Annotated in this window: 9 protein-coding genes; 4 read left to right on the top strand and 5 right to left on the bottom strand. The window is 54.7% G+C overall.

What is annotated here, in order from left to right; all coding sequences use genetic code 11:
- Positions 1 to 359: 359 nt before the first annotated feature.
- Complete coding sequence (locus G5B47_RS07290; protein ID WP_025336896.1) at positions 360 to 596, bottom strand: aspartyl-phosphate phosphatase Spo0E family protein; 237 nt, start codon at positions 594 to 596, stop codon at positions 360 to 362.
- 138 nt (positions 597 to 734) lie between these two features.
- On the bottom strand, positions 735 to 1,622 hold the full coding sequence (gene cidR, locus G5B47_RS07285; RefSeq protein ID WP_165096156.1) for a cidABC operon transcriptional activator CidR: 888 nt from the start codon (positions 1,620 to 1,622) through the stop codon (positions 735 to 737).
- 113 nt (positions 1,623 to 1,735) lie between these two features.
- On the opposite strand from cidR, the gene G5B47_RS07280 reads away from it, so the two are divergent.
- Together G5B47_RS07280 and G5B47_RS07275 are read left to right on the top strand one after the other, a co-directional pair.
- Positions 1,736 to 2,158, top strand: a complete 423-nt coding sequence (locus G5B47_RS07280; protein ID WP_165096153.1) for a CidA/LrgA family protein — start codon at positions 1,736 to 1,738, stop codon at positions 2,156 to 2,158.
- The gene (locus G5B47_RS07275) at positions 2,103 to 2,786 is read left to right on the top strand and encodes a CidB/LrgB family autolysis modulator (RefSeq protein WP_165096151.1); all 684 of its coding nucleotides are present in this window, start codon (positions 2,103 to 2,105) and stop codon (positions 2,784 to 2,786) included. Before G5B47_RS07280 ends, G5B47_RS07275 begins: the two co-directional genes overlap by 56 nt.
- 71 nt (positions 2,787 to 2,857) lie before the next feature.
- On the opposite strand, the gene G5B47_RS07270 is transcribed toward G5B47_RS07275, so the two are convergent.
- Entirely contained in the window at positions 2,858 to 3,826 is a 969-nt protein-coding gene (locus G5B47_RS07270) for a Gfo/Idh/MocA family protein (RefSeq protein ID WP_165096148.1), read from the bottom strand.
- A gap of 80 nt (positions 3,827 to 3,906) precedes the next feature.
- Positions 3,907 to 6,210, bottom strand: coding sequence for an ATP-dependent DNA helicase (locus tag G5B47_RS07265; protein ID WP_165096145.1), 2,304 nt, complete (start codon positions 6,208 to 6,210; stop codon positions 3,907 to 3,909).
- Between the two features lie 345 nt (positions 6,211 to 6,555).
- Between G5B47_RS07265 and G5B47_RS07260 the strand changes: the two genes are divergently transcribed.
- Positions 6,556 to 8,355: an LTA synthase family protein gene (locus tag G5B47_RS07260; protein ID WP_165096666.1), complete on the top strand. Its 1,800-nt coding sequence runs from the start codon at positions 6,556 to 6,558 to the stop codon at positions 8,353 to 8,355.
- Positions 8,356 to 8,520: 165 nt separating this feature from the next.
- Here G5B47_RS07260 and G5B47_RS07255 read toward each other — a convergent pair whose 3' ends face one another.
- Positions 8,521 to 8,970 carry a MarR family winged helix-turn-helix transcriptional regulator gene (locus G5B47_RS07255; protein WP_051529813.1) on the bottom strand — a complete coding sequence of 150 codons (450 nt, stop codon included), beginning with the start codon at positions 8,968 to 8,970 and terminating at the stop codon, positions 8,521 to 8,523.
- Positions 8,971 to 9,244: 274 nt separating this feature from the next.
- On the opposite strand from G5B47_RS07255, the gene G5B47_RS07250 reads away from it, so the two are divergent.
- Positions 9,245 to 10,942, top strand: a complete 1,698-nt coding sequence (locus tag G5B47_RS07250) for a methyl-accepting chemotaxis protein (protein WP_165096142.1) — start codon at positions 9,245 to 9,247, stop codon at positions 10,940 to 10,942.
- Positions 10,943 to 10,981 lie beyond the last annotated feature (39 nt).

Raw genomic sequence — 10,981 nt, 5'->3', positions numbered from 1 at the left:
AGCATTCCTAATAATTATATAGTATATTATTTAGGCTTCCTAATTATATTTTCATACCGGTCCAGTTGTCAAACATTGTATGCGCCAACAAAATCGCGATTTCTGTAAATGAACGCCATGATCTCTCCCTCCAGCAGCAAGCAAAAAGAAACGGCACCGTCCTTTTAGGGACAGTCCCGTTTCTCGTAGAAATATAAGACTATTGCGTGAAATTTATAAATTCTTGTATTTAAAAAGCCCCCCACCTCAATGGGCAGGAAGGTCTATATTTTATCGATACCTTATGCGATTGACTGGACGATTCGCCCCTCAAGAGATGAAGGGCACAGCTAATCAGCCGTCTTCCCGGGTACGGGTCTTTATCTGTATGCCTGCAGTTGATTCTTGCGGCTCCGAAGATTCTTCATCATTATATTTTGGGCAAGCAGAATATAACTGTCGAGGCGCTCGCTGAGCTCAACCACGGTGCGGTCGCTGAGACTGCGCTGCTGGGCAACCTCCAGCAATTGGCACCGGAGACTCTCGATCGTTATGAACAATTCCTCTTCCCGGCATTCGATTACATAGTCGTTCTGGGGTGTACATTCCTGAAGCACTGCATCACCTTCTCTCTGAATACCTTCTACTCTATTATATATCAAGATAACAAAAAAACATATTTTGCAAAAAAAGAAAAATATGTCGATGCTCCAACTTTTTTCATAACCAAAAAGAGAGACCGCATCTGCCAGCGGCTACCTCTCTTTCAAAAGATCCCGAGCAAACGAAATCCATTCTCTGGCGGCGAAGGACAGATAGCGGTCCCTGCGCCAAATCATGCCGAGCTGCCACGGAATTTCCGGCTCGGTCAACGTGACAATGGAAATGCGCGACCGGTCCATATCGCGGCAGATGGTCTGCGGCAGCAGGGCTATGCCCAGGCCGGCCGCCACCATGCGGGCGATAAGGTCCCACTGGGAGCTTTCGTATACAACCATGGGCTGAAACCCCGACTTGACGCACTCGGTGATTACGCGGTCATGCAGGGTGAAATCCTCCCGGAACAGCACAAATTCCTCATCCTTCAGCTCTGCCAGCGGCACCGAGCTGCGGCCAGCCAGCCGGTGGGCCGCAGGTACCAGCAGCTCCAGTCTCTCCCGGACGAAGGAGAACACATGAAATCTGGCTTCATCCACAGGAAGAACGACGACGCCGATATCAAGCAGGCCGTTGTCCACATCATTTTCCACCTTCTTCGCCCCGTCCTCGTACAGCCGGATGGTAACATCGGGGTACTTCCGGTGAAACCGGCCGATCACGGACGGAAAGAAATTGGACCCTACCATCGGCGGGAGACCGATGCGGATATGGCCCTGCTTCAGCTTGCGCAGGCTGTCCAGCTCGGACGAGAGGCTCTGGAAGGATACAACGATATTCTGCGCTTTCGCGAGCAGAATTTCGCCCGCGTCGGTCAGCTTGATGCTCTTGCCTTCCCGGTAGAACAAATCGGCCCCGAGCTCTTCCTCGATCTGCCGGATCATCTTGCTTACGGTGGGTTGGGTAATATACAACGATTTGGCCGCCTTGGAGAAGCTGTTCAGCCGGGCGGCTTCCACAAAATACTGCAACTGCCTGATATCCAAAGCGTCAACCTCCTATATATAGACAAAAGGAATGTCATCTATTCGATATATTCATTTTACCTATGTAAATAATTATTGTAAAATTTCAATATAGCTTGAAAGGGGCGGACCTTATGAGAAAACTATGGATTGGTATGCTTCAGGTAGGTGCGCTGACCGTGTTCTCCCTAACCATGGGGGAGCTCAGCTCTCGGTTACATCTTCCGATTCCCGGAAGCATAATTGGCATGGTATTGTTGTTTATCCTGCTGGAAACGGGTGTTATAAAACTGAGTTGGGTCGAAGCCGGAGCAACCTGGCTGCTCGCCGAGCTGCTGCTGTTCTTCGTTCCCTCCGCCATCGGCGTTATGAAATACTCCGAATTGCTTCAGACGGACGGTCTCAGCCTGCTGGCGATCATTCTCGCGGGAACCTTTATCGTTATGACCAGTTCGGGACTGCTGACAGCCCTTATTTTCAAATTCAAGGAGGGAAGACATCATGCTAAGCGGGATTCTGTTTCTGGCTCTGACTCTGGCAGTCTATCTGATATCTAAAAAGATTTACGCGGTGAAGACGAAAGTGTACTTGTCTCCGCTGATTATTACGCCGCTGCTGATTATCAGCTTCCTGCTGATGATGGGCGTATCCTTTGATTCCTACAATGCGGGAGGCAAATGGCTCACCGACCTGCTTCAGCCGGCAACCGTTGCCTTTGCCATCCCTTTGCATAAAAACTTCAAGGTGCTCAAAAAGCACGCCGCCGAGATTGCGGCAGGCGTTCTGTCAGGAACGATGATGGCGGTTATCTCATCCGTTCTCCTGGCCCATTGGTTGCACCTGAGCAGCAATCTTGCAACCAGCTTGGTGCCCCGGTCGGTTACTACGCCGATCGCCATGAACATCTCGCAGAGCATAGGGGGCATACCGAGCATTACGGCCGTATTCGTCATTCTGACCGGCGTGCTGGGTACGCTGATAGGACCGACGGTCCTTCGCCTCTTCCGCATTGACAATGAAGTTGCGCGCGGTGTGTCGCTGGGAACCGCTGCGCACGGTATGGGCACCTCCAAAGCCTTTGAGCTGAGTTCGCTGACCGGAACCATTTCCAGTATCGCGATGATTCTGACGGCGCTGTTTACACTAACCGTAGCGCCGGCACTACTCGCGGTCTTCCTCCACTAGGCCGTCCCGGCTTGGGCCGCAGACACCCGCTTCGAGCAATTTGCTGAAGCGGAGTGTCTTTTTTTATGAATTTACAGCTTCACCGGCGCCTCCTTACGGGCCGATTCGAAAGCCGCACAGGTAACCTTCAGCGTCTTGTAGGCGTCCGCGTAATCGCTCAGTATCCCGCTGCGGTCGCCGGTGCGGACGGCGTGAAGGAACGCCTCGCTCTCGGACACATAGGGGTTGCCGGTGTTGGCATATTCGGTGCTGTCCCCGTCCCGCACCGTAAGGAGCCGCTGCGGGTTCCAGTCGAGCAGGCCGCTGTCATTGTAGAAACTGAGTCCGACCCTTCCGACCTCACCCGGAAGAACGCAGGTGTTGGAAATGTTCGCCACAATACCGCTGGCAAGCTTCAGGGACACCGTGCCCACGTCCGCGACACTGACACCGTCTTTTTTCTCATGCATGACCCGGTTCCCGAACATCGCGTACACTTCCGTCACTTCTCCCGCCAGATAGCGGAGCAAATCGACGATATGCGTCGTCTGCTCGGTGAACTGCCCGCCGGACTGCTCCTGATCCCGCCACCACGGCGCCTCAGGCATGCTGCCCATCCACTGGCCGACGACCATGCCGATTGTATCGCCCTGCAGCGCTTCTTTCAGCCGCTTGACGTTCTCCTGGTAACGGAAATGATAGCCGACGGAGGTCAGCAGACCGGCAGCCTGGATATCCTGAAGAAGACTTGCCGGAATTTCCGTGTTCACCCCGAGCGGCTTCTCCACGAAAAAGGGAATTCCCCTGCGGATCAGCGTGCGTTCAATCGCGCCATGTGCCCCGGGCGGCACACAGATGTAAACCGCATCCAGCGTATGGGCATCCAGCATTTCAACGGGATCTCCATAGCCTTCCGCAGCGTACGGCCGCGCCATTTCTTCCCCTTTTTCCCTGCTGGTGCCGCAGACCGCCTGAAGCTTGACGTCCGCCATTCCGGCCAGCAAATCGGCATGCACCTTGGCGAACCAGCCGGTTCCGACCATTCCGATATTCAGCGTCATTTCGCAAGTTCCTCCGTTTCCCGTGATCGATACTTGTCCAAAACCTATGAATGGTTTCTTCTTGTGAAAATTATACTGCGTTATCCGAGCACCTGGTAGTCTCTCCATTCGTCCGGCAGCAGCCATGCATAAGGGGGCTCCAGGAAGCGGTCATCGGCAAGGATAATCCCTCCCGTATCGTGTTCGCTGCGAATGAGCCGCCCTCCCGCCTGAAGCACCTTGCACATACCGGGAAATACGTAAGCGTAATGAAATCCGTTCTTGCCCCGGGCGCTGAAATACTCCCTCAACAGGTTCCGTTCCAGCCCGAGCTGGGGCAGGCCGACGCCGACGACCATGACGCCATTCAGCCGGTCTCCCGGCAAATCGACCCCTTCCGAGAAAATCCCGCCAAGCACCGCGAACCCGAGCAGCGTCTCCCCGTTGTCCGGACGGAAGGCGGCAAGAAACCTCTCCCGTTCCTCCTCGCTCATCCCGCTTCCCTGCACCAGTGTCCTGATCCCGGGGACTGACTCGGTAAAAACCTCGTATACGTCCTGCAAATACTGGTAGGAAGGGAAAAAGACCAAATAGTTTCCTTTCCGGGCGGCCATCGCCGCGAGCGCATTTGAAAGAGGGACAAACGACTTCTCCCGGTCGCGAAACCGCGTGGACACCGGCAGGACGCTGATTTCCCACTGCTCCTTGCGGAATGGGGAAGGCACCGTCAGGCTGTAATCCTCCTCTGCCGCGCCAAGCATATCCCGGTAATACGAAAGGGGCGACAGCGTTGCCGAGAAAAAAATCCGGCTGCGGAAGCCTTTGGAGGACTGCGCCAGCAGATGCGACGGATCGAGATTAAACAGCTTCAGGAAGACATCGCCCCTTCCGCTTTCCGCGTAGGTGATGTACCGCTCATCGTACATCTTGCAGGCGCGCAGCATGCCTTGGGCGTCAAAATAGGCGTCAAGCAGCCCCTCTTCCTCCCCCTCCTCTTCAGTAAGGAGCACCTGCGAGGGCCGGAGCAGTTCCCGCTCCGCCTCCTGCACGAACGTCTCCAGCAGACCGGGCAGCTCCTCGGGATACCCGGCCCATGTGCACGTGCCGTCCTGCCCGCATGCTTTGCGCAGAGCGATGAACATAGCGTTCACGCCTCCCGCCGCTGAGCTCAGCGCCCGGTTCCGCGCCTTGCAGCTCCGCTTCAGTGCAAGAAAGGGCGCCTTGCGTAAGGACGCGGAGAACATTTCCCGGCCGCGGTCGACCAGATTATGAGCCTCGTCGACAAGCAGCGCCGTCTCTTTCTTCCGTTCCTCCGCTAGCCGCTTCATGGCGATGCGGGGATCAAAAATATAGTTATAGTCGCAAATCACGGCGTCGCTGGCGTACGCCGCGTCGAGCGAGAGCTCGAACGGGCATACGGTATGCTTGCGGGCGTAATGCTCCAGAACCCGCCGGTTCATCAGCGTTTCGTGCTCAAGCATATCCATCAGCGCGCCGTTGATGCGGTCATAATATCCGTCGGCAAAAGGGCAGTATTCCGCACCGCAGAGCCCTTCCTCCCGGAAGCAGGCCTTCTCCTTGGCGGTTAGCGTAACCACATGCAGATGAAGGCCCCGGGCGTTCATCAGGGCGAAGGCTTCCTCCGCGGCGATCCGCGTAACGGTCTTCGCCGTCAGGTAGAACAGGCCGCGCAGCAGCCCCTCTCCCATCGCCTTGACCGCCGGAAAAAGCGTGGACATCGTCTTGCCGATGCCCGTCGGCGCCTGGGCGAACAGATTCACGCCTTCCGCAATGCAGGTATAGACGGCGCCCGCAAAACGCCGCTGTCCCGCCCGGTAGGCGGGAAACGGAAACTCCAGCCTGCGGATGCTTTCGGTCCGCTGCTCCCCGTGCTTAAGGAGAAGCGACGCATAGGGAGCGTAGGCCGCCGCGGTATCCGCCGCAAAAGCCGCCGCTTCCCCGGCGGTCACGAGCCGCTCGAAGCTCCGCTGCTCCCCGGTCGCGGTGTGCACATAAGTGAGCCTGACGTTAATTGCCTCAAGCTCCTGCTCCAGGATGATCATATGCGCATACATGAGCGCCTGGGCCCAGTGCACCTCGCGCCCTTCCTCCGGCAGCTCCGGCCCCCCGGTCGATTTGATCTCCTCAACGGTAAGGCTCCCGTCGCCTGACAGGAGCAGCCCGTCGCAGCGCCCGAAGACGGCTATAATCAGTTCCCCGCAGGGAATCTCCGCGCTAAGATAGACCTCTTTCCGGTCGCCTTCTTTATACTGCTGCTGGATCTTCTGATGTGTTCGTGTTCCCTCCGCCAAGGAGGCGGCGCTGCGGAAGCCCGATTCGAGGCTGCCGCTGCGGTACACATATTCCACCAGCGATCGTACTGAAATGGTTACGGCGGAAGCCAAAGCGAGCCTCTCCTTCCTCAAGCCAATCGGCTAAGCCTTTCCTAAGTTTCACGCTGTGCGTTTCTTCGATTTTTGCCCTTTTGCCCCGCTATCCGTTCATTTCCGGCCGAAAAGACCGCCGATATCCGCAGCATGCCGTTTTGCATCTTACGGCGCGCCGTTTCTTGTTTTGACATTCCTTTTACATAGCGGCATAATGAATTTTATACTGGCGATTTCTTGTCTTTTGCGCTAAATATTTGCTTTGGGCGAGAGGGTCGCTTCACACCCGAGAAAGAAGGCGGAGCCGTGACATCTATTAACATTAAACGATGGATCGTTAAACCCTTTATTTTTTTCACTATTATGCTTATTCTTAAGAGCTATCTGGCCTGGGCGGTCATCTTTGATGTTCTGCTGCCGTGGAAATCGCTTCTTACCGAAATTCCTTTTGCCTGGGCGCTGTTCTGCCTAATTGAGCGCTTCGCGTCCAAGCGCAAGCTCGGCTATTATATGACGGTTAATCTGCTGGTAACGGCGATTTTCTTCGCGGCCATTATGTATTTCAAATATTACGGCGTTATCGTCACCTACCATGCCGCCGAGCAGGTCAATCAGGTGACCGCCGTCCGCAACAGTGTATTTTCACTGATGGATCCTTATTATCTGCTTATTTTCGCGGATGTCCTTGTGCTGGGGTATTATTTTCTTTTTAACCGGAACGGCCGGATCTACAAAAAAGAGCAAATCAACCTTGGACGCGGCAGCCGCAAGTTTTCGGCTCTGTTCGCCGCTTCGCTCGCGCTATGTCTGTTCAATGTGCTGCCGAATAAAGCCAGCATGAACGAAATCAAGAAAGCCCAGGAAATGGGCATTCTCAATTATGAAGCCTATACGATCTTCGCTCAAGACAAAATCGACCTGGTGAAAGCCAGCGACATTACCCAGGAAGCAGTCGACTCGGCCAAGGGGATTACCGCTCCCGCAAATCCAAAGCTTCAAGGCGCGGCCAAGGGCAAGAATCTGATTATCGTGCAGATGGAATCGCTGCAGAATTTCCTGATGGGACTTAAGATCGACGGCAAGGAGATTACACCGAACCTTAACGCCGTGATGAAGGAAAGCCTATATTTCCCGAACTTCTATCAGATGGTCGGCCAGGGCAACACCTCGGATGCGGAGTTTGTCGTCAATACGTCTTTTTACATCCCTCCCCGGGGCGCGGCCACCCAGATGTACGTCGACAAGGTGCTGCCGAGCCTGCCGCGTCTGATGGAGAAGAACGGCTATCAGACGGCCACCTTCCATACGAATGATGTGGAGTTCTGGAACCGCGGCGAGCTCTACAGCTCGCTTGGCTGGGGCAAGTATTACGACCATCGGTTCTTCGGCGACGAGGACGTATTCTTCTTCGGGCCATCCGATGAGGTGCTGTACCGCAAGACGACAGCCAAGCTGAAGGAAATGAGCGCAAGCGGCCAGCCGTTCTACGCCCAGATCATTTCCATGTCGGCCCATCATCCGTTTACGATTCCTGAGGAAAAATACAAGATGAAGCTGCCGGAGCGTTACGAAGGCACCTTTGTCGGCGATTACATCCGGGCGCAAAATTACGCCGACTACGCGTTTGGCCAGCTGGTTCAGGAGCTTAAAGAGACCGGCCTCTGGGACAACAGCCTGATTATGATTTACGGCGACCACATGGGGCTGCCGATTTACTCGCTCGACCACGACGACAAAGAGCTAATGAGGGAAATTTTCGGCCACGAGTACGGCTATGCCAACATGACCAATATTCCTCTGATCATTCACGGCGCGGGGCTGTCTGCGCAGACGCTGGAGCAGGTGGGCGGCGAAATCGATATTATGCCGACGGCAGCCAATTTGCTTGGCGTTTCCCTGAAAGATCATCTTCATTTCGGGCAGGACATCGTTAACCAGAACGAGAACCTGCTGCCCGAGCGCTATTATCTGCCGTCCGGCTCGTTTATCGCAAGCTCCGGGCTGCTTATTCCCGGCAACAGCTTTGAGGATAACACCCAATATCCGATCGCGCTGAGCAGCAAGCCGCCAGCCGCCACAGAGGATGAATACAACCGGGCGCTCCGGCTGCTGCAGCTCTCCGACAGCTATGTCTCCCAGCTGCCTCTGAAGAAATCCGAATAGGTGCGCTCCTTCAGCTGCTCCCGCTTCCGCTGCTTTGCCGGCGGGTGAAGCGGCCACGGATTGCAGCGGATCCTTGACGCCAAAAGCCATGTTCCCCGAGGGGAGCATGGCTTTTTCCTGTTTTATGCAGCGAAATATCGCCTTCCGGGCGCGGCAGAAAAGTCGCTAACGCTCCTGCCTGTCCAGCATGTCGTAATAATCCGCGAATCGCTGAAGCTCATCCGGTGTCAGGATCGACAAGTATTCACCCAGCAGGACAAGCGAGCGGCGCTGCCCTTCGGCGCAGGTCATCCTGCCTTTTTCGGTAAGCGAGACGACTACAGCCCTGCGGTCTTTCTCGTCCTGCTCCCTATTGATCAGACCGATCGCGTCCATGCGGTCCAGCATTACTGTAACCGCGCTCGATTTGACCTCCATCCGTTCGGCGAGCGTTACCACCCTCGCTTTGCCCTCGCGGGAGATCATATTCAGGAGTGCAAACTGGGGAAAGGTCAGTCCCAGCTCCTTCTGAAGGGACATTCCCGATATGATTTTTCGCTGTACCCTCCACATCGATAATCCGATTCGTTCCACTAGCGGGTCGGTCTCTTGCGACATTTTGCATTTCAGCTCCATTCATTATCCTCATTCTAGCGTACCATTTTGCACCGCTTCCATTCAATGCGATAAAGCTGAAAACCAACCAGGAACCGTCCTCTTTTTCACATTAAAGCGTTCTTATGAAAAAGTATCGAATTTCGCTAAATTTTCAAATGAGTGCAGCCGTTATTTAATATTAAGAGGGCAGCGTAATCGGACACAGCCAATGAATCCTCTAATCTGATATAATCGCGTATAATCGCGCAGGTAACAATCTATATCAATCAGTTTAGTTAAATGGGGGAAACATATGAAATTGGCAACAAAATTAACTTGGATGATGCTGCTCGTTCTTCTGCTTGTGGGATCGTCCATCGGATTCTTCGGCTACCGCGCCGCCTATAATCAGTTGGATGAGGCTGCGGGTATCGAGCTTGTAGGCTGTGCCAATATTACAACGGGACTTGTTGACCCCGCGCAGATTGCCGCTCTTGCGGCCGGGGATACCAGCAAGCTTGGCGCAATCGAGGACCGGATCAGCTGGATCGTCGGACATAAGCCGATCTTTAAGGAAGCCTTTATTTTGTCGCTGGACGGAAAAATTATCGCCGCCGACAAGAATTTGAAGGCCAGAGGCTACAAGGCGGGAGATTCGTTTTATTTAAACGACGAAGACAAGAAAATGATTACCACCATGAAACATTCTACATACTCCAAGGTTTATACATACCAAGGAACCTCTCTGAAAACCGGCTACGGCCCCATCTATCAAGACCATGATCCTACCAAACCAATCGTCGCCCTGATGGCCATCAACTTTGAAGGCCCGCTGGTTCAGGAAAGAACGCTTGAAATCATGAAACAGCCTCTTATCATTGGCGCGTCCATCCTGGTCGCCGCGATCCTGATCGCTTACTTTTTCATCCGCCGGATGGTCAGTCCGCTGACCAAACTGTCCCGCGCCGTTAATCACGTCGCCCACGGCGATCTTACGCAGGAGGCGCTGCTCCTGACCAGCAAAGATGAAATCGGCAAGCTGGCCGCCGACTTTAATGGAATGAAAGACAATCTGAGCAGGCTGATTACCGAAGTGAACGATACCTCCCTGCAGGTCGCTTCTTCCTCCCAGGAGCTGTCGGCCAGCGCCCAGGAGACGAACCGCTCGGGAGAGCATACGGTTAACGTCACGATTGAACTGGCGGAAGGCGCGCAGGTACAGCTTCGCCATTTGGAGAGCAGTTATCAGGCCGTGCAGGAAATGTCCGGGTTCATTGCCGAAATTGCGATTAACGCCGATCAGGCAATGAAGGACGCTGTCTGCGGAGCCGATAAAGCCCGTTCGGGAAGAGAATCCATGGATTCGACGACAGAGCAGATGAAGGTCATGAGGGGGAGCATTGACGACCTGTCAGGCATCATTCATACGCTGTCCGGTCACTCGAAGGAGATCGAAAGCATCGTAGGCACGATCGCAAGCATCGCTGCGGAGACGAATCTGCTGGCGCTGAATGCGGCTATCGAAGCGGCGCGCGCCGGGGAAGAAGGACGCGGCTTCGCCGTTGTCGCCAATTCCGTCCGTAAGCTGGCGGAGCGCTCGGGGGATTCCGCGCGGCAAATCGGCGAACTGCTCGGCCTCATTGTCGCCCAAATGGATCTGGCCGGAGAGACGATGAACCGTTCGAACGTGGAGATGCAGCACGGTACGGAGATGGTGACCAGTGCCGGCGAATCCTTCACGGAGATTGAAAAAGCCGTTTCCGCCATGGCATCTCAAAGCCGGGAAATCTCCGAAACGGTGCAGCAGCTGACCGAGATCGCCGGTGGATTGGTCGATGCGATCCAGAATACCGTCAGCGTGTCCAATCAGACAGCCGAAGGCGCGGAAAGCTTGTCCGCCACTTCGCAGCAGCAGCTTGCGGCCATGCAGGAAGTTGAAGCCTCCTCGGCATTCCTCTCTTCCTTGTCGGATAAGCTGCAGAAGCTCGTGGAACAGTTCAAGGTAGCTTAAAGCCTAAAGACGTAAAGCAAAGCAGCATCAGCCTCTCAG

It is taken from the genome of Paenibacillus apii (genome assembly GCF_011043685.1).
Lineage (GTDB): Bacteria > Bacillota > Bacilli > Paenibacillales > Paenibacillaceae > Paenibacillus_AQ > Paenibacillus_AQ sabinae.
The sequence above is the reverse complement of the archived record's forward strand: the minus strand, read 5'-3'. Positions and strand labels throughout refer to the sequence as shown.